16 protein-coding genes are annotated in these 20,219 nt (G+C 35.8%); 10 read left to right on the top strand and 6 right to left on the bottom strand.

Annotated elements, in window-relative coordinates; all coding sequences use genetic code 11:
- Positions 1-253: 253 nt before the first annotated feature.
- Entirely contained in the window at positions 254-3,319 is a 3,066-nt protein-coding gene (locus tag ACKPCA_RS18870; protein ID WP_321280454.1) for a cytochrome c biogenesis protein, read from the top strand.
- Between the two features lie 70 nt (positions 3,320-3,389).
- On the opposite strand, the gene ACKPCA_RS18865 is transcribed toward ACKPCA_RS18870, so the two are convergent.
- Together ACKPCA_RS18865 and ACKPCA_RS18860 are read right to left on the bottom strand one after the other, a co-directional pair.
- Positions 3,390-4,223 carry an FKBP-type peptidyl-prolyl cis-trans isomerase gene (locus tag ACKPCA_RS18865; protein ID WP_321280452.1) on the bottom strand — a complete coding sequence of 278 codons (834 nt, stop codon included), beginning with the start codon at positions 4,221-4,223 and terminating at the stop codon, positions 3,390-3,392.
- A 165-nt stretch (positions 4,224-4,388) separates the two neighbouring features.
- Positions 4,389-5,210 carry a DUF4412 domain-containing protein gene (locus ACKPCA_RS18860; RefSeq protein WP_321280450.1) on the bottom strand — a complete coding sequence of 274 codons (822 nt, stop codon included), beginning with the start codon at positions 5,208-5,210 and terminating at the stop codon, positions 4,389-4,391.
- A 159-nt stretch (positions 5,211-5,369) separates the two neighbouring features.
- Here ACKPCA_RS18860 and ACKPCA_RS18855 point away from each other — a divergent pair, with 159 nt between their 5' ends.
- Positions 5,370-5,531, top strand: a complete 162-nt coding sequence (locus ACKPCA_RS18855; RefSeq protein WP_321280448.1) for a hypothetical protein — start codon at positions 5,370-5,372, stop codon at positions 5,529-5,531.
- 5 nt (positions 5,532-5,536) lie between these two features.
- Here the strand turns inward: ACKPCA_RS18855 and ACKPCA_RS18850 are convergent, their stop codons facing one another.
- Entirely contained in the window at positions 5,537-6,514 is a 978-nt protein-coding gene (locus ACKPCA_RS18850) for a hypothetical protein (protein WP_321280447.1), read from the bottom strand.
- An 845-nt stretch (positions 6,515-7,359) separates the two neighbouring features.
- Between ACKPCA_RS18850 and ACKPCA_RS18845 the strand changes: the two genes are divergently transcribed.
- Positions 7,360-8,142: a DUF6261 family protein gene (locus ACKPCA_RS18845; protein WP_321280446.1), complete on the top strand. Its 783-nt coding sequence runs from the start codon at positions 7,360-7,362 to the stop codon at positions 8,140-8,142.
- Between the two features lie 81 nt (positions 8,143-8,223).
- Here ACKPCA_RS18845 and ACKPCA_RS18840 read toward each other — a convergent pair whose 3' ends face one another.
- Positions 8,224-9,081, bottom strand: a complete 858-nt coding sequence (locus tag ACKPCA_RS18840; protein WP_321280445.1) for a ChaN family lipoprotein — start codon at positions 9,079-9,081, stop codon at positions 8,224-8,226.
- Positions 9,082-9,445: 364 nt separating this feature from the next.
- Complete coding sequence (locus ACKPCA_RS18835; protein ID WP_321280443.1) at positions 9,446-10,888, bottom strand: sodium:solute symporter; 1,443 nt, start codon at positions 10,886-10,888, stop codon at positions 9,446-9,448.
- Between the two features lie 108 nt (positions 10,889-10,996).
- Here ACKPCA_RS18835 and recR point away from each other — a divergent pair, with 108 nt between their 5' ends.
- The 4 genes from recR (at position 10,997) to ACKPCA_RS18815 (ending at position 17,209) form a co-directional block, all read left to right on the top strand.
- Complete coding sequence (recR, locus tag ACKPCA_RS18830) at positions 10,997-11,617, top strand: recombination mediator RecR (protein ID WP_321280442.1); 621 nt, start codon at positions 10,997-10,999, stop codon at positions 11,615-11,617.
- 320 nt (positions 11,618-11,937) lie between these two features.
- Positions 11,938-13,254 (top strand): dihydrolipoamide acetyltransferase family protein, encoded by a 1,317-nt coding sequence (locus ACKPCA_RS18825; RefSeq protein WP_321280441.1) that lies wholly within the window; start codon positions 11,938-11,940, stop codon positions 13,252-13,254.
- Between the two features lie 292 nt (positions 13,255-13,546).
- Positions 13,547-16,633: a hypothetical protein gene (locus ACKPCA_RS18820; protein WP_321280440.1), complete on the top strand. Its 3,087-nt coding sequence runs from the start codon at positions 13,547-13,549 to the stop codon at positions 16,631-16,633.
- A 39-nt stretch (positions 16,634-16,672) separates the two neighbouring features.
- Complete coding sequence (locus ACKPCA_RS18815; RefSeq protein ID WP_321280439.1) at positions 16,673-17,209, top strand: GNAT family N-acetyltransferase; 537 nt, start codon at positions 16,673-16,675, stop codon at positions 17,207-17,209.
- On the opposite strand, the gene ACKPCA_RS18810 is transcribed toward ACKPCA_RS18815, so the two are convergent.
- Positions 17,196-17,654, bottom strand: a complete 459-nt coding sequence (locus ACKPCA_RS18810; protein ID WP_054714382.1) for a type I restriction enzyme HsdR N-terminal domain-containing protein — start codon at positions 17,652-17,654, stop codon at positions 17,196-17,198. The genes ACKPCA_RS18815 and ACKPCA_RS18810 overlap by 14 nt on opposite strands.
- Before the next feature lie 60 nt (positions 17,655-17,714).
- Here ACKPCA_RS18810 and ACKPCA_RS18805 point away from each other — a divergent pair, with 60 nt between their 5' ends.
- The 3 genes from ACKPCA_RS18805 to ACKPCA_RS18795 are packed head-to-tail and all read left to right on the top strand — an operon-like array spanning position 17,715 to position 20,218.
- A complete protein-coding gene (locus ACKPCA_RS18805) occupies positions 17,715-18,485 on the top strand; it encodes an AMP nucleosidase (RefSeq protein ID WP_054714378.1) in 771 nt (256 codons plus the stop codon).
- A 9-nt stretch (positions 18,486-18,494) separates the two neighbouring features.
- A complete protein-coding gene (holA, locus tag ACKPCA_RS18800; protein ID WP_321280436.1) occupies positions 18,495-19,496 on the top strand; it encodes a DNA polymerase III subunit delta in 1,002 nt (333 codons plus the stop codon).
- Positions 19,497-19,534: 38 nt separating this feature from the next.
- A complete protein-coding gene (locus ACKPCA_RS18795) occupies positions 19,535-20,218 on the top strand; it encodes a T9SS type B sorting domain-containing protein (RefSeq protein WP_321280434.1) in 684 nt (227 codons plus the stop codon).
- Position 20,219 lies beyond the last annotated feature (1 nt).

Here is a 20,219-nt window from a genome sequence, read left to right as displayed (position 1 = left end):
GAATTCCTAATTTTAAATACAAAAAAGATCACTGTAACCTAAAATTCGTTCCCATTCTCTTCAATTATCATCTAACAAGCAATAAGTTACACTTTTATGTTGACATAAAAACATAGATTTTTCATCATATCGACCGATATGCGTCGATTTTTAATTTATAAAGAAAAGCGTATCTTGAAATCCAATTTATATACACTAACATTCTAAACTAACCAGTAGTACTTGCGTACTTTTTAAAACTATATTGAATCAGATGAAGAAACTTTTGAATTTTCTATTCTCTATGCAGATGATGGGCGTACTCATTATCCTGTTTGCATTTTCAATTGGAACAGCAACATTCATAGAAAATGATTTTGGAACTCCGGCAGCTCGAGCAATGGTTTATGATGCTCGCTGGTTCGAGATTTTACTTTTATTACTTACGCTTAACTTGATAGCCAATATTTTTAGATATAAGTTATACAAGCGCGAGAAATGGTCTATTTTCATTTTCCATGCTTCTTTCATTGTAATAATTGTAGGTTCTGCATTTACTCGCTATGTAGGATACGAAGGAAACATGCACATTCGTGAAGGACACACTACCAACCAAATTACCACGATGAATTCATACATTGATATGAAATTGGAAAAGAATGGTAAAACATCTGAGGTAAGTGAAAAGTTCACTCTTTCAGCCGTTAAATCGGATGACTTTAAAGAGAGAATTTCGGTTGATGGCAGTAAAGTTGACATCAAATTAAAAACATTTATTCCTAATGCTCAAACTACATTAGTTCAAGACATAAGCGGTGAACCTGTAATGGAAATGGTAGCAGTGGGTAGTTCCGGAATGAGTGGAATGCAAAACTTTACTTTGGAGTACAACTCACAAAAAATGGTTGATAGCAACTTATTGGCTTTTGGAAGCAATCCTCATCCTAATGCGATTGTCTTTGATTACACAGATAGTTTAAGAATGATGAGTCCGATGCCAATGCAGGAGCTAAGCATGGTGGGTGGAGATGCCACTCCAATGGCTGCTAAACAATGGCACGTTGTTTCGCCACGCAAATTATACAACATTGGCGGTACAAAACTTGTAATTAAAAACTTCTATCCTGCTGCCAAATTTAAGTACGTTCAAGGTCAGGACAAGAATGCCCCTACTCTATTGGTATTCGATGTTAAAAATGGAGATCATCAGAAGGAGCTAATAGTAAAAGGCAAAAAAGATTATTTGGGCAAAGCAGAATTAACTTCGGTTGGCGATGTGAATATTTCCATAGCCTATGGTTCTAAAATATTGGAACTACCATTTTCTTTGAAGCTTAACGATTTTCAACTGGAAAGATATCCTGGTTCTAACAGCCCTTCTTCTTTTGCTAGTGAAGTAACACTTATTGACGAAACAAAAGACATAAAAAAAGACTACCGAATTTATATGAATAACATACTAAATTACGAAGGCTACAGGTTCTTCCAGGCTTCTTATGATACCGATGAGCTCGGAACCATACTTTCTGTAAATCATGACCGATGGGGAATGACAATTACTTACTTTGGATATTTCCTTTTAATGGTAGGAATGGCCTGGTCCTTGATTAATCCACATAGTAGATTCAAAATTTTGGGTCGCCAATCTAGAAAGATGAAGCTTATTGCCATTTTAGCTTTTGTTTTGGTTGGAAATAGCTTTAGCGCAAACGCTCAAGACCTAAAAGTTGTACCCATAGAGCAAGCTAAAAGTTTCGGCGAAGTCATAATTCAGGACAACGGTGGAAGATTTGAACCTGTAAACACCCTTGCCAGTGAAGTGGTTCGAAAAGTAACCAAAAAAGGAAAGTTTAAAGGTTATCCTGCCGAACAGATTTTCCTAAGTATGATTGTTAATCCACAAGAATGGCAAACTGTTAACATGATTAAAGTTGGCAATTCGGATTTGGCTAAAGAACTTGGTATCGAAGGTAAATACGGCGCTTTTAAAGATTTCGTAAATGAAATGGGCCAGTACAAACTAAGTAATAAGGTTCAGGATGCTTACTCGAAAAAACCTGCTCATCGTTCTTCTTACGACAAAGAGATTATGGCAGTTGACGAACGCATAAACATTACCTATATGGTGTTTACTGGTGAGTTCTTGAAAATCTTTCCTAATCCCAACGATAAAATGGGTTCATGGTATAACCCAACATCAAAGGTAAATGCAGCTACCGATGACTCCTTGTTCATTAAAAAGTCGGTTGTATTGTTGAGCCAGGCTTTAAACTCAGGAAATACAAAAGCCGCAGATACTTATATTGATGGCATCAAAAAGTTTCAAAAGAAATTTGGAAGTGAAGTATTGCCATCGGAATCAAAACAAAAAGTGGAAATCCTGTACAACAACCTTAATATTTTTAAGCGTTTGTTCCCTTACTATCTAATAATTGGATTCTTCTTGATTATTTTTCTGGTAACGCATATCCTACGCCCTAATTTTCCAATAAAATGGGTAGTAGGAATAGCTATGGTAATTTTAGGAGTTGGATTTGTTCTGCACACATCTGGATTAGCGGCTCGTTGGTACGTTGCCGGACGTGCACCTTGGAGTAATGGTTTTGAAACCATGACCTTTATTGCCTGGGGATGTTTGCTGGCCGGATTTATATTTGCGAAAAAATCGAAATTGGCTTTGGCCGCAACTGCAGTATTGGCTGGTTTGTTCTTATTTGTAGCGCACCTAAGCTGGATGAATCCTGAAGTAACCAACCTGGTTCCTGTATTGAAATCATACTGGTTGACCATTCATGTTGCCGTTATTACTTCGAGTTATGCATTTTTGGCCTTGGGTGCAATATTGGGAATGATCAACCTAACGCTGTATATTCTTCAGAATAAGAAAAACAAAGATGTTATTGCAGAAAATGTTGTTGATTTGAGTCGCATTAGCGAAATGACCATGACCATTGGTTTGTATTTCCTTACCGTTGGTACTTTCCTTGGCGGAGTTTGGGCCAACGAATCATGGGGACGCTACTGGGGATGGGATCCAAAAGAAACCTGGGCACTGGTTAGTATACTAGTTTATAGCTTTGTATTGCACATGCGTTTCATTCCTGGGTTAAAATCAATTTATACTTTCAATTTGGTATCGATATGGTCCTACTCATCAATCTTGATGACTTACTTTGGGGTAAACTATTACCTTGCCGGACTTCATTCCTACGCAAAAGGTGATCCTGTTCCAATACCAGTTTGGGTATATTACTCAGTGGCAATTCTATTTGCTCTTAGTTTAATAGCATACTTTAATTACAAAAAATACAATCACGAGCCTGAAACCGAAGAGGCTTAAAAAATAAAAGAGGCTGTCCCTTTATGGAGACAGCCTCTTTCTTTATATTCTTTAATTTAAGCAATTAAGCTTAGTTTACTTTTAATAGTTCAATTTCGAAAACCAAAACCGAACCGCCAGGCATTCCACTGTAATTGTAACTGCCATATCCCAAGTGTGCTGGAATAATCAACTTACCCTTTCCACCTTCTTTAAATAACGGAATCCCTTCTTTCCAGCCTTTAATTACTTGGCCTAAATAAATATCAACACCTACCGAACTACTTTCATCGAATTTTGTTCCATTTAAAAAGCTGCCTTTGTACACAACTTTCACATTCGATTCTTCAGTCGGTTGCGCTCCGGTTCCAACCACGTCCATGGTATAGTATAAGCCCGATTCTGTTTTTGTAGCATCCAAGCCTTTATTTTCGATGTAAGCCTGAATGTCAGTATCGTTTTTCTCAGCAATCATCTCAGGTGAGTACACCTCTACTTCGAAAATAAGAACCGATCCTGCCAATATGTTACCATGATCCTTACTGCCATAACCCAAATGTGCAGGAATCAATAAAGTAGCTTTACCTCCTTCGTTAAGGTAAGACAAGCCTTCAGCAAATCCTCTAATTGCATTTTGCAGATTGAACGAAGCCAAATCATCGCCCGTTGTATCAAACACTTCTCCGTTTGTAGTGTACCCCTTGTAAGTTAGCGTTACATCCGAAATCATGCTGATGTTTTTACCTGCACCCTCATCCTCAATTACGTAATACAAACCCGATTCAGATCGCGTTGCATTCAGATTGTTTTCTATTAGATAAGCGGCAATCTCCGCATCGTTTTCTTCTCTGTAGTCTTTCTCTCCATCGCTCGAACATGAGCTTACCACAAATGCCAATATCAAGGCAAGTAAATTGTACTTCATTTTTGTTGATTTTGTGTTAGAACGACAAATATAATGAAATACAGCACTTACAAAATAAAAAAGCTCTTTTGAGCGATTAATACCAATAACCAATAAAGCTTAATTAAAAATGGTATAAAATGCTCCAAGAGCTAATCAATTGCAAAATTTCTTCCCTTTTGATCCCTACTCTTCCATATTCTGAAAAATATGCTCTAAACTTACCTCTCTGCAATCCGAAGGTGGCGCAAAGGTAGAGGCAGGAAGATTCTTCTCCGATAATTCCACTACCTCTTCAACAACGGTATATTCATCCTGAAAATAAACTGTTTTTAATGGAATCCCTTTCTTGTGCAAATTCCAATACTCATCGGTATCCTCGTATTCCGACGAAGCCATTCCCATACGCATACTTTCGGCCAAATCCCTAAAAATCTCCGGATTCCAATCCTTGCTCGAAATCATATTTTCTGCCAGCCAAACCTCTTCCATCTTCTTTCCATCCGATTTTATAATGTATTTTTTGGCCGATCTTTTGGCAATCGTCATCACTTCTCCAGTTGACACAATATCTACCACAGGAGGCTTTGCTTTTGCACCTTGCATCTTGTTAAGCATCGGATTATTCGCCCCCATTTGTTCCATCATGGCACGTTGTTCGGGCGTAAGGTTTTTCATTGCCTCCTCCATTTGCGCAGAATACTGATCCATTGCCTTGCCAAAAAACTCTTTCATCTTGTTTTTGAAATCGTCCAGGTTTCCTTTCCAGTAGGTATTCTCTTGCACATTTACAAAGGTAAGATCGCGAGTATTTCCATTTAAAATGAAGATGTGCCCCTCATCAAGCATTTTAAATACATTGTTCTGCAAATACATCTCGTTCCAACTACTCTCATACTCACCCGTAGTTTTCGACTTAATAATCCATCCTGCCGATAATGGCAGATAACAAACCATCACAAACAATGCGGTAAACAACAAGGCTACCAGCAAATTTTTACGTTTCATCTTTTTCGTTTTTCAAGCTTTAAAGTTAATAGTGTTGTATATGCTTCATCCGAAAATTAATGCTTCGATAAAGCCAAAGAGAGGTTGTGTTTTGGGAATATACCAACACACTATTTTCATAGTAAAAATGGCATGAGAATAAAATTAAGGAATATGTAGATGCAAGTCAAGAAAAGGAAGGTGGGCTTTTGGGATACCGCCAAGCTGATGGCAAAAAAAGACCTGTCAGGTTTTGAAAACCAGACAGGTCGAGAAATATTTTCTTTATTGGAAGAATTAAAGCCACACAAAAGGATTTGTGCGGCAGAGAGGATAAGTTAATGATACTAAAAGGACTGATTTAAATCCTCTCCCCAACTATCATCCAGAGTTAAATCAAACATATTTCCTGTTTCCCCAACACCTACATAATTACCGGATAATATAGTCCTTTGATTTGGAAGAAGTAAAACATCTTCAATATCTTGTTCACTTACTATGTTGCCATTAATATCTTTATACTTTAAGGTAATGTGTATTGTATAAAACTGAGATTGTTCATGACTTAAATCTACATAATCACTTACTCCATCTACAGTTAATTCAGCAAACCAATCTTTAGTATAAGGTAAAAGGTCTAAATCATAAATATTATCATTATTTCGTTCAACCAAAATACTATACTCATTGCCTCGAGTTCTAAATCCAAACTTCGACTCATAATAATACCCACCAATATTATCTATAAATTTTTGAGAATAAACTTCAATATTTGTTATATTCTCAGGTAATTCATTAAGGAATTTTATTCTGAGCTTAGAACTTAATCGTTTAAACTTTAAATCCAACTTTAATTCTGTATCTTTTACTTCAAATGATTTTGAAATTACAAAAACAGAACCTTGGTTTAATTCTTTACATTCAAATAAATAATCACTACTTGAACTATTATTCCATTCAATTTCTTCCTTGTAACTATTACCCACAACCATAATATGATAATTACCCGCAGTAAGAACAGTATTTATTATATTCTCTGCATTATCACTTTCTCCTATAATAACAACCTTACTTTCTTTTAATAATTCATCATCACTGCCAGTAAGTTTCCATATCTTATAATGATATGAATTTATGTGATCAGCCAAAGAAGTCTTAGTCGAAGATTTCATTGGAATTGAATGATTAATATCTTCAATGGTTTGACTAAAAACAGATAAATTACATGAAATGTTGTATTCATCATTTTTAGGTTGGGATTCATCTTTTGAACAACTCATCAATATCATTGCTATTAACGAATACATTAAAATTTTCATCTTCATGATTTAAAGTTTTATTTAATTTATTAGTAGATCTAGTAATTCCAAATCAATATTACCATCCCCAAACCTACAAAATTATAATCACTTAATCGGTTATTTTTTGCTCTTCAGCCAAATATTTTGATTCAAAACATTTATTTGACCACCATTATTAACATCTAAATAAAATAATCAGCAATACGAGTAACAAATATGGCATTGAAAGACTTGCAATGAAGATATTGCCAACGCATTTGACATTGCAAGTCCTGCAATGGTCATAATGGTCCAAAAACGAGCGTAAAAAGTGAAGAAATTGCCGTTTTTGTACAAATACGAGCGTTTCTTCTTTTGCAATGCATCTATTTGTACAAATAGATGCATTGATAGTAAATAAATGGCCATTTTTGCGCAAATATGGTCGCTTATTAAATTGAAATTCTTGTTTTTGTCGTCAAAATGGGCTTTTCAAGCCTTGCAAAGGCCATATTTGTACAAATATGCCTTTTTCATGTGTTTCAATGGCTGTATTTGTAGCAAAACACCCCTTTCATCATTTTCAAAGCCTATTTTTCAATAAATAAACACTTCGGAGTATTTTATCTGAAGATTTTCAAAAATGAAATCCAAAAAATCACGTATACAGCATAATCAGTGACTTTGCAAAGGCTTAAGCTTTTATTTAACCTTACAAATAATATAAAGCCAATCAATTTAATGAATATTTTTCATACAAAGGCCTGTCAAGTTTGCCAAATTACATTTTAATACAAATCATAAATTATTTAATAACTTTTTGTTATTGTTCAATTTTTATTTTACACCTTAGCTTTCGACTCAAAAAAAATGATATGTAACTTAAATTTATGGAAACAAGCATACTAACCCATCAGATGTTTGTTTCTTTAACCCTAAAAACAAAAGAAATGGCAGAAAGTGTTTTTTATTATTGCGACAGCAAAGAGATTAACACCATTGCAAGTGTCGCAAGCTCGGAATTGGAAAAAGGAGATTGGTCTGCAGACTTTATCCTTAGTATGATTCTGAATGAGTTGAAACAGGAAAATGAATTATTAAGTCAGTCTATTGCCCATGTGCATGGCGATATTCTTGCTGAAAATGTGCGTAAGGAAGACAAAATTGCTGATGATGATTTTAAGTGTTTAAAGCAATTTGTTAAAGCCAACATGTACATGCCCGATGAAGAAATTGCCCAATGTGCCGAGGAGGTTTACGAGTTAATTAAATCGCACAACCTGCAATTGAACAAGCTTAACTACGAAATGCAAATTTCTATGAGTAAGGCTTTGCTGCAAAATCTGGGCAACGAAACATTTAAACCCAAAGTAGACAAGCTGCTGAGTGTATCAGATAGAATTGTAAAGTTTGAGGAATCGACCACTGCACTTACCAATGCTTTCAAAAAATTAAGCGAAAGCAAGGCCAGTAAAATTGAATACATCGCTCCATCGATTCAGAAAAATAAGGTTCGCGAAATTATAAACGAAAAACTTATTCCTCACCTGGAAGGTGCAGCTGCAGCACTTCCTGAAAAGTATGCTGCCAGCTTTAAAATCATTTGTGAACGTATTGAAGAAACAAATAGTAAGGTGCGTGCCCGCAAAACACGCAACCAAAAAGATACATAAGAAACTACCCTTGTTCAGTAGTCATTTTAAGTAAATTTAAGCTGGTTAGGGCAAACCTTCGGGTTTGCTCTTTTTTTTGTTCTAGTAAGTTTTAGTCATATCCTCGCGCACAACAATGCAGTAGGTGTTTTTTCCTTTTAATTCAGGATTCATTTTGCGGATCTCTTCGGCTGTTGCGGTGTAAATGCTTACAATTTTTAAATCGGGATTGGCTTGTTTCAAATACCAGATAATGCCCTCGTAATTGTTCGAATGATAAGCGCCATTGTAATGGATAAACTGCTGTCCTTTGCTCCAGTTCTCCAATATAAAATATGCCATGGTAGCATCTTTTATGGCTTGGGCTTTGGGAAAGTTATCCAGCATATCGGCACTCATGTGCATGCCCATTTTTTTCATGGCTTTATAGCCTGGCAATTCGGCATCGTATTTCACAGGCAGCGGAGCAATCCAGCTTTTTTCCTGATCGCTTAATTGCTCCAGAGCTTCAAAACCACCTCTAAATACCATGGATGCATATGGGCGCGGAATGTTAGTGGCTACAAAATGCAAATGCTTGTTTTTGGCAAAATCAAGCAATGGCTTGTAATCGGTTTTGTAATTCTGCCAAAGGCGCGTGGTATCCATAAAGCTCTCCTCATTCATCTCGCCTTTTACATACTTGCTCACGAATTCCTGGTTATCGGCCTCGAACATCTCGGCTCCCAATACCAGGTTTTCTCCTTTTCGTTGATGCAGATCTTTTGTAAGCTGCAATTCCAACCAATGCGAAATGGGATTGTTGTGCAACTCTCCAAACAGCACGATATCCGCATCAGCAATTTGTTTTATCATTTTCTGATATCGAATGGGTTTGCCATTCTCTTTAAACAGTCGGTAGGTCGGATTCCCATTGCTAAAGGCCATTAAAATAAAAGCCAAAAAGATAAGCTTTTTCATGTGTGAGATTTTAGAGTTGCTATCTAAGATATTGAAAAAACTTTAATTGCTGCATTTGTTACAAAGCCTTATATCGATAAAGACAAGGCATTGCCTTGTCTCTGCAAATATCCTATATGGGTAGAGACAGCATTAATGCTGTCTTTACTATATCACGCAATTAACATCAAAACACCTTTGTGCTACTTCGTGATATCCTTCGTTTTCCTTTGTGGTAAAATTATTTTCTCTATGCGATAACAAAACACCCCTCTCCCTGTCGGGATCTCCCCTGAAAGGGAGAAATTTAACTTGATAGTTCCAAAGAATTAATTTTCGAAGTGATGTTCTTTTCTCCTTTATGAAAAAGAAAGATAGAATGAGCTTATTTATTCTTCACACTAATCAACCATAAACCTATAAATGTCAATGCACCATTAATCATCAGTAATTCAAACCCAATGTTAATTCCAAACCAATCCACCGAATTGTCTTTAAGGATATAGCAAATAACAGGAGAAAGAATGGCGATTATCGGAACCCACTTGTCTTTTACTTGCAGTTTGGTGAACAAACCAAAAGCATAAAGTCCCAAAAGCGGACCGTAAGTATAACCAGCTACAGTAAAAATGGCAGCAATTACCGAATCGTCGTTTATTGCCCTAAATATCATGATTACCAATAGTAACAATGCAGAAAACAGGATATGCGACTGGCGTCGAAGTTTTCTTGTTTTTGCCTCATCACTCTCATCTGCATCTAAAATATCAACCGTAAATGATGTGGTAAGTGATGTTAAAGCCGAGTCGGCACTCGAATAAGCTGCTGCCATTAATCCCACCAAAAAGAAAAGGCTAACCACTGGTCCGAGATGTTGGGTTGCCAACAACGGGAACAAATCATCTCCTCGTTCGGGAATTGCAATTCCTTCGTGCTGGGCAAAAACCAATAGCAAGGCACCCAAAATAAGAAACAGCAGATTGGCAGGAATAAAGGCAAATCCATACCAGTACATGTTCTTTTTGGCTTCGCCCAGATTTTTACAACTTAAATTCTTCTGCATCATATCCTGATCCAAGCCTGTCATTACAATGGTGATAAAAGCTCCGGTAAAAAACTGCTTGAAGAAATTTTGTTTGCTATGCCAATCATCAAATACAAATACTTGCGAATATTCGCTTTCGCTGATCATGTTGGTTAATCCCGAAATATTCAGGTTCAGTTTATTCATGATCAGGAAAATACTCACTCCAACCGCAAGCAGCATAAACAAGGTTTGCAAGGTATCGGTCCACACAATGGTTTTAATTCCTCCTTTAAAAGTATACAGCCAAATCAACAGAATGGTAATAACTACGGTAACTGCAAAAGGAACGCCCCAGGCATCGAATACCGTTATCTGCAAAACATTGGCCATTAAAAACAAGCGGAAGGATGCACCAATGGTTCTTGATAGCAAGAAAAAAGAGGCTCCTGTTTTATAGGAAGCTCTACCAAACCGGCCATCCAGATAAGTGTAGATGGAAGTCAGATTCAATTTGTAATACAATGGCAACAGAATATTGGCCACCACAATGTATCCCAACATGTACCCCAACACCATTTGCATATAGGTAAAGTCGATGGATTTTACCCAACCTGGTACCGATATAAAAGTAACTCCCGATAAGGATGCTCCAACCATACCAAAGGCCACCACATACCACGGCGATTGTTTGTTTCCAACAAAAAAGCCTTTGTTATCAGCCTTGCGACCAGTAAAATAGGATATCAATAAAAGAAGGGCAAAATACCCAACAACAACAGATAGTATGGTAATTGGTGTCACAGTCGATTTTTTTTAGAATAAAAACCAAAAATAATCAAAGCTATCAGGTTTCTGAAACCTGACAGGTTTTTTATTACTTTTGAGCTAAACTTAAGAATTGAAGACAAAATGAGCTATACCAATTTCCCATCGAAACTATTGGAAAATGCAGTTGCCGAATTTTCTAAACTTCCTGGTATTGGAAGAAAAACTGCATTGCGTCTGGTTTTGCATTTGCTGAATCAGCCCAAGGAAGACGTGCATCGTTTTGGCTCTTCAATTACTCAACTTCGCGATGAAATCAAGCATTGTAAATCCTGCTATAACATTTCTGATACCGATGTATGTGATATCTGTTCGAACCCAAAGCGCGATCATGAAACCATTTGTGTGGTTGAAAGTATTCGTGATGTAATGTCGGTAGAACGCACTCAGCAATACAATGGAATTTATCATGTTTTGGGCGGCATCATCTCTCCTATGGATGGAATCGGTCCCAGCGATTTGCAAATTGATCCTTTAATTGCAAAAGCCGATGAAGGTAAAATGAAAGAGGTAATTCTTGCCTTAAGCACAACCATGGAAGGCGATACTACCAACTTCTACCTATACAAAAAACTAAACAAGTTTGATGTAAAAATCACAACCATTGCACGAGGTGTATCCATTGGTGATGAACTGGAATATACCGATGAAATTACCTTGGGAAGATCGATTCTACACCGTACTCCTTTCGATCAAAATTTGTAAGCAGCTAGTGCAAAGTATGAAAATTGATTTTAAATGAACTTAACTCGTAATTAACGATTCATAATTTTATTTCCATAAACGCCGCAGACCACACAACTTTATTACTTTATACTTTGAGCTTGTAACTTGAGCCTTTAGTTCTATCTATCTCCTTATCGATAAATTGTATCTTCGGATACGTTTGTCTTTTTCTTCAATTTTATTAAATTCGCATAGTATTTAGACTAAATAAACACAATCAATTAAACACTATGCCCGATTTCTATTTAAATATTCATCGGGATTGCCTAACTTAATGGGTATCAAAAAAACAATCACACATGGCTAAAATTGAAATATTGATTCCAGCAATGGGGGAAGGAATCACAGAAGCAACCATTACACAGTTTCTTAAAAAAGAAGGCGAGCATGTAGAAGAAGAAGAGTCGATTCTTGAAATCGCTACCGACAAAGTTGACTCGGAAATTCCAGCTCCTCAATCAGGGAAGATTGTAAAATTTTTATTCGAAGAAGGTGATGTTGCCCAAGTAGGCGACGTAGTTGCTATTTTAGTTCCTGATGGCGAAGAATTAAGTGCTGAAGAACTTACAAGCTCTGAACCTGCAAAGGTGGAAGTAGAAAAAGTTTTTGACTTACCAAAAGAAGAAACTGCTATTGAAGCTGAACCAAAACTAGCAAGTAAGACTGAAAATGGTTCGTTTATCTCTCCTCTGGTTCGTAAAATTGCACAGGAAGAAAACATCAGCTTACAAGAACTAAATCAAATTGAAGGTTCGGGAGAAAGCAACCGAATTACCAAAAAAGATATTCTTCAATTCATCGAAAATAAAAAATCACAACCTGTAGCTACAGAATCAGTAGTTGCTCCGGTTAGTGCTAAGCCTGCACCAGCGCCAGCTTCGGTTTCTCACCAATCTTACAATGGAGATAATGTTGAAATCATTGAGATGGACAGAATGCGTAAACTTATTGCACAGTACATGGTTCAATCGAAACAGGTTTCGCCTCACGTAACCTCATTCATTGATGTTGATGTAACAGGTCTGGTGCAATGGAGAAACAAAGTGAAGAACGAATTCCTGCAAAAAGAAGGTCAGAAACTAACCTTCACTCCTATTTTTGTGGAAGCCGTAACAAAAGCATTGAAAGATTATCCAATGGTTAATGTTTCAGTTGATGGTGACAAGATTATCCGTAAAAAATTCATTAACATCGGAATGGCGACAGCTTTACCTAGTGGAAATCTAATTGTTCCAGTCATAAAGTCGGCCGATGAAAAAAATCTTGTGGGAATTACCAGACAAGTAAACGATTTGGCTGATCGTGCCAGAGCAAACAAATTGCAACCAGATGAAATTCAAGGAAGCACTTTCACCATTACAAACCTGGGAGCATTTGGCAGTACTACTGGAACGCCAATCATCAATCAGCCCGAAGTGGCAATTCTAGCTGTTGGTGCTATTAAAAAGAAGCCCGCGGTTATTGAAACTCCTCAGGGTGACACCATTGGAATCAGAAGCATAATGGTTCTTTCCTTGTCTTACGATCATAGAGTTGTGGATGGAGCTCTTGGTGGAATGTTTCTTAAACGAGTTGCAGAATACCTAGAGAATTTCGACACAAACAGAGGTATATAATTGCATTTTTAATTAAAAATTGAGCCGTTGAATCTTATTCTTCGGCTTTTTTTGTGTTTTATAAATAGATATGCCTAAATAATGTTACATTTTTATTTATTTTGTCTATTCATTGCAGAATTATATAATTACATTTATCAAGAGGTAAATAAACCTGATAGAAAGGAAGTTTTTATTAACAATTCCATCTTTTTTATCAGATTCTCTGGCGTTATTAACTTATAAAAGTTATATTTAGTTATTGTTAATTAGATTAAAACATATAAAACCCACTACAGGCCCTAAGCTAAAAATGAAATTGTCTTCTTCTGCAAAGACGATTTTATTGGTCATTTTCTCTATTTACATAGGGATTTGTAGTCCATACTCTCTTAATGCCAGCCCCAAACAGCAAAAAGTTAAAGATCGTAGAAAATATCAAATAGCTGAAAAATTACTGGCAAATGGAAACTATTCCAAGGCTGCCAGCATTTATAAAGAGTTGTTAGATCAAGCTTCTCGCAATGCCGATTTGAATTTTAAACTTGGATTGTGCTATTTAAATATTGTTCCTGAAAAGTCCAAATCGGTTGAGTTACTGGAAAAATCTATTCAATACACCAGTTCAAAAAACAATGTTCCCATTGACGTGTACTTTAATCTGGCTAAGGCCTATCACGCCAATTATCAATTCAGGGAAGCATTAAAAGTTTATAAAGACTTACAGCAAATTATTTCACCTCAAAACACAGAGTTTCGTAACGAAATACAACGCGAAGTTAAGATGTGTGAAAATGGTTTGGAGCTGGTAAAAAATCCAGTGGATATCTCCATCATCAATCTCGGCAATAAAATTAACACCGAATATGATGAACACAGTCCTGGTGTTACTGCAGATGAAAGCACCATGATTTTTACTTCGCGAAGAAATGGCACTGGCAGTAAACTTGATATTGATGGTCAGTATTTTGAAGACATTTACATTTCGCATAAGGTAAATGAAACGTGGACTGAGCCGATTGGAATTCCAAAACTTAACACAATTGACCATGATGCTTCGATTTCTATTTCGGCTGATGGTCAGGAACTTTATATTTATAAAGCAGGATATCTGAGTCGAAAAGAATCAGAAGGTGGAGACATCTATGTGAGTAAATTACAAGGGAATGAATGGTCTGAGGCCAAAAAACTAGGACCAAATATCAATTCCAAAAGCAAGGAAAGTCATATTTCTGTTTCGGCAGACGGACGAACCATGTTTTTTTCAAGTGATAGACCTGGAGGATATGGTGGAATGGACATTTACACAGTAACCAAACTTCCTAATGGCAAATGGGGAAAAGCAAAAAACTTGGGGCCGGCTATCAATACGGAATACAACGACGACGCTCCATTTATCCATCCTGATGGAAAAACTTTATATTTCAGTTCAGCAGGCCACACATCCATGGGAGGTCTGGATATCTTTAAAAGTATCAACATCAAAGGACGTTGGACTACACCTGTAAATGTTGGATATCCAATCAATTCAACTGATGATGACATTTACTACACTCCTACTCCGGATGGAAAAAGAGCCTACTTTGCATCATACCGAACTGGTAGTTTGGGGAGAACGGACATCTTCCTGATTAAGACACCTAATGCTGATCAGGCTGGTCTTTTTGTATTGAAAGGAAAAATAGTAAACACCAATGGCAAACCTGTTGGAAGTGCTAAATTAACTGTTAGTAAAAATGGAAAAACCATTGGTATTTACTCTCCAAATACTGCTACTGGAAAATTTTTGTTCATTATTGATGCTGGTAAAAAGTACGATATTGAAATTGTGGCTGAAGGATACAGAACTTTAAGAACCGTTCTGAATATTCCACCTGAATATGCCAACAAGGAAAACCATAGTGTTATTACCCTTTTACCATTAACTCTGCGTACTAAAGACGAAGCTGATTATCCTCAAACCATTGAGTTAATCAATTTTGAAGAAAGTAAAATCAACCAGATCGGGGCTATGGAAAATAGCCGAGATTCTATGCCTGATGATAAACAATTTGCTACTCCTGAAGTAAAACAAGATAGTATCATCAGCTCTCAAAAATCAAAAGATATCAATACAATTGATCAAACTCATGATACAGGAACGCTAAAGGAAAGTAGTACGGTTAGAAAAGATATTCCTGTTTCCAAAATCAAAACGGATTCGAATATTGCGGTACCATCTAAAAATATTGTAACACCTACAGTTTTGCCAAATGTAAGTGCTCCAACAAAAGTTATAGTGCCGGATAAAGTAACAGAGCTGGCAAAAGTTGATGAAGCAATTCAAAAAGAAATTAAGGATAAACCAATTATCCAGAAAGAAGAGCCTATACAAAAAGAATCTACGATAGATTCTAAGAAATTAGATATCAAGGCAATTGACTCTGGTGCTCTTGCATTTACTTTGGATTTAGGAAACTTCAACTCTCCGCATCCTGAACTATTCGAGGAGTTGGATGGAGTGATTGAAACCAAAGGTCCCGATAATAAATATCATTACACCTATGGTAAATTTAAGGATTACAAAGAGGCCAGTAAAGCACAAAAAGTAATTGCGGAAAAAGGATTCAAATCACCTACAATTAAAATTTTAACCAACGATAAATTGGCTAAAGAGGAAAAGGGAGGTGAAATTTATTACACCATTCAGATTATGGCGCTAAAGATTCCTATTGATGCAGAGTTTTTCGATAATCTGGATAATGTAAAAGTGTATGTTGGTGAAGATGGTTTAACACGATTCACTTACCGCAAATTCAAATCATACGATAAAGCGGTTAAGGTTATGAATCGACTCATTAGAATGGGTTATTGGGATGCCTTTATTAGAACCGTTATTAACGATGAATTACTATACTCTGGCCTTCAATACACAGGTTCCTCCACATATACTATTCAAGTAATGGCACTTCGTTATCCAAAGCCTTTAAGCTATTTTAAAGATTTAGGAGATGTAAGTGTATTTGTTGATAAAACCGGATTGTATCGATACACTTATGGCTCTTACAATTCAAAACGAGATGCAATTCTTGATTTGGGCACAGTTTTAAAGAATGGTTACTGGGATGCTTTTGTAAGAAAATCATTGCGCGGCGAACGCTTACCGGCTAACAATTCATTAGAAACTGAAAACTATTATACCATCCAGGTAATGGCCTTAAAAAATGCTCGCCCTTTAAATTATTTCGATAATTTAGGAACAGACAACATGCAATTGTTTTATGGTAAAGATGGTCTGTCCAGATATACTTTTCAAAAATTCTCGTCGCAAGCAAAAGCAAAAAGTCGTCTTTCTTCTGTAGTTAAAAAAGGATATCTTGATGCCTTTACCAGAGAGATTAAATGGTATAACAAGCATTAATCTACAACTTGTTAAAACTAGTTTATAAAGTACTATAAAATGCAAATTCTAGAGAATAATAACATTCGCTTAAGAGCACTGGAACCAACTGATTTAAAATTGCTTTACAGTTGGGAAAACGATTCCTCAATTTGGGAAGTTAGTCATACTCTTAAACCATTCTCTTTATTTGTTTTAAAGCAATACCTGGAAACAAGTCACTTGGATATTTTTGAAAGCAAGCAATTGCGTTTGGTCATTGAACGAAAAGAAGATCAGGAACCGGTTGGACTAATAGATCTATTTGATTTTGACCCATTTCATCAACATGCAGGAATTGGAATATCTATTAACAACAGGGAACATCAGCAAAAAGGTTATGCCACCGAAGCATTGGAAACCTTATGTGATTATGCTTTTTCCGTTCTACAAGTTCACCAATTGTACTGTAACATCACATCAAAAAATGAGGCCAGTTTAAAACTTTTCCAAAACCAAGGGTTCGAAATAGCAGGTTTAAAAAAAGATTGGATAAAAACACAAAATGGCTGGTTGGATGAGTATTTACTTCAGAAAATAAACTCTACAAATCTTTAATCGATTGATAGTTGGGTATATCTTCCAAAAATTTAAAACTTTTTTTTTCGTAATCCATATAGCAGCAAAAATGCCTTAATCCGTTAGTTACTACCAAAAATGGAACTCTCAATTTCATGTTGTAGCGTGCAATTTGATTGAACACATCTTGTGTAATTTTAATTTTACTTGCTTTGCATTCTACAATCATAATTGGATTGGCATTGCGGTTGTACAAAACAATATCACTTCGTTGTGGTAGCAAATTAACATCAACTTTTTTTTCAACAGCTATTAAGGAGGCTGGATAATCTTTTTCCTCTACCAAATACCGAATAAAATTTTGCCTCACCCATTCTTCCGGAGTTAATACTACATACTTCTTTCGAATACTGTCGAAAATTAGTTTTCTTTGCAGATCAGATTTTATTTTGAAGGAATAAGTTGGTAAATTTAAATTTTCCATAAAAAAGCTGTTAATCGGCTAAAGTTACAAGATTATTCCTTATAAAACCGCTACACATTCATGAAGACCAAAGAAGAAATTGTAAAAAACTGGCTAACAAGATATACAGGCCGAGAACTTTCAGAATTCACTCCATATATTTTGCTTACCAATTTCAACCACTATGTTGAACTTTTTGCTGAATGGCACGGTTGCGAAATTTTAGGAGAAGACAAGGCAATGCCAAATGCATCCGCCGATGGAGTTACCATTATCAATTTTGGAATGGGAAGTCCTAATGCTGCAACAATTTTGGATTTACTTAGTGCAATTAAGCCGAAAGGCGTTCTTTTTCTTGGAAAATGTGGTGGCTTAAAAAGAAAAAACAAATTAGGCGATTTAATTCTGCCAATTGCTGCAATTCGAAGCGAAGGTACATCAAATGACTATCTTCCGCCAGAAGTGCCAGCATTGCCTGCATACTCATTGCAAATGGCAGTTTCACAGGTTATATCCAATCGAAATAAAGATTATTATACAGGAACCGTATTTACAACCAACAAACGTGTATGGGAATACGATGAACGTTTCAAGAAATACTTAAGCAAAACTCGTGCTATGGCAATCGATATGGAAACAGCTACCATTTTTACGGTTGGTTTCTACAATGAAATTCCAGTTGGCGCATTGCTTTTGGTATCGGATCAACCAATGATTTCGGAAGGGGTTAAAACAGATAAAAGTGATGCTTTGGTAACAGATAGCTATGTAAATAACCATCTGGAAATTGGAATTGAAGCTTTAAAAGAGATCATGCACAATCGCAAATCTGTTAAACACCTTAGATTTTAAGTTTGAACCATGACATACGAAGAGATATTTAAAAGTCTTAAGAAAAAAGAATTTGCTCCGATTTACTTTTTAATGGGAGAAGAAAGTTTCTTTATTGATAAGATTACCGATTATATTATAGACAATGCTTTACCTGAGCATGAAAAAGATTTCAATCAAACCATCCTTTATGGGAAAGATACTGACATAGGAACCATTGTTACAACTGCCAGAAGGTTTCCTATGATGGCCGAAAAACAAGTTGTAGTTGTTAGGGAAGCTCAAAATATAAAGAATATCGATCAACTATCATCCTATGTTAAAAATCCCTTAAAATCAACCATTTTAGTAATTAACTACAAATACAAATCATTGGATAAGCGAAAAGCTTTTACCAAAGATGTTGCTCAAAATGGAATTCTTTTCGAATCAAAAAAAATATACGAAAATCAAATTCCTGATTGGATTAAAAAATATGCTGCGAACTTAAAATATAAAGTTGATAATAAGGCCGCATTTCTATTGGCTGAATTCCTAGGTAACGATTTAGGCAAAATTACCAATGCCATCGAAAAGCTAACTATAAATATTACAAATAGCGATACAATCACACCTACTGATATTGAAAAAAACATCGGAATATCAAAAGATTACAACAATTTCGAGCTGCAAAATGCATTAGGTAAAAAAGATGTATTAAAGGCCAATCAAATCATAAACTATTTTTCTACCAACGAAAAAAATCATCCTATTGTTGTAACCATTGCTTTAATACACTCGTATTTCTCCAAAGTTTTAAAGTATTATTTCTTAAAAAATAAAACGAACGAAAAAGTTGTTGCTTCAAGTTTACGAATCAATCCTTATTTCGTAAAAGATTATAAACTGGCATCTAAAAATTACAATCCCAAGAAATTGGTTTCAATTATCGAGATGCTGCGGGAATATGATTTAAGATCGAAAGGATATGGTGATGTAGGAACGAAACAAGGAGATCTTTTAAAAGAATTGATCTTTAAAATTCTCCATTAGTAGCAGCGCTAAAACTTAATTTTACGCAACACCCTAATATGAGAATAAATCTACCCATTCGACTACTGTTACTTGGATTCTCAGTTTGCACAAGTTTATTGTGTTTGGGACAAACTGGTGAACCACCAGTTGCCAAAAACGATACGGTTTCCATTACAAACCAAAATTCGGCAAGCGAAGTGGTTTATATTGAAATAGACTTCCTAAAAAATGACAAGTTTTCATCTAAGGAAGAAATCGAAAAATCTATACTTCGCCAAACCGATCAGTTCGGAAAGGCTTATTTAATTGAAGATAATTCCTTAATGGTATATTATCCATACGAGATGAGTTTTGGAACTGACACGATTTACTACGAAATATGTGATCAGGCAAAACGCTGCAGTAATGCATTTGTAGTAGTTAATGTTCTTGATCCCAATCAGGTTGAACTAGTAATTCCTTCGTCATTCTCACCAAATAACGACAATATTAACGACAAATTTTACATTAAGGGAATTGAAAATTATCCGGAAAACGAGTTTATTGTATTCTCGCGTTGGGGTACCAAAGTTTACGAAAAGAAAAATTACAACAACCATGAAGCCTGGGATGGTGGTTACAAAAATGCTGGTGTAAAACTTGGTCCCGGAGATAAATTGCCTAAAGGAACCTATTTCTTTAAACTAATTATTAAGGATAAGGAATATGTTAAAAGTGGTTATATTGTGGTTAAATATTGAG

It is taken from the genome of Marinifilum fragile, assembly GCF_963677365.1.
In the GTDB taxonomy this organism is placed as follows: Bacteria; Bacteroidota; Bacteroidia; order Bacteroidales; family Marinifilaceae; genus Marinifilum; species Marinifilum fragile.
This window is presented reverse-complemented; position numbering and strand designations above follow the sequence as displayed.